General features: G+C 60.8%; 1 protein-coding gene. It reads right to left on the bottom strand.

The annotated features are described in order from the left end of the window. Positions 1-245, bottom strand: a 245-nt coding sequence (locus KVT28_RS26095; protein WP_217551175.1) for a hypothetical protein, incomplete at both ends; no start/stop codon positions are given.

The following is a 245-nucleotide window of genomic DNA, read 5'->3' as shown; positions in this document are numbered from 1 at the left end:
TTCACCAGATTGGCCAGCGGCACATAGCGCTGCTGCGTCTGACTCCACTCCTGAATATTGCCAAGATGGTCGATATTCTGCCGCTCCAGCTCGGAAGTCTGCAGCATGATCGGCATCAGCCGCGGGCCTTCGCGCAGCAAGCCGACGCTATCACCGCTGAAGTTGATACGCAGCGCGCGGTCGATATCGGGCTTGTCCACGTCCAGCTCCTGGCCGCGCAGCGGCGAATACTGCGGACGAATCAC

This window comes from Pantoea sp. GbtcB22, assembly GCF_019091025.1.
Classification (GTDB): domain Bacteria; phylum Pseudomonadota; class Gammaproteobacteria; order Enterobacterales; family Enterobacteriaceae; genus Pantoea; species Pantoea leporis.
This window is presented reverse-complemented; position numbering and strand designations above follow the sequence as displayed.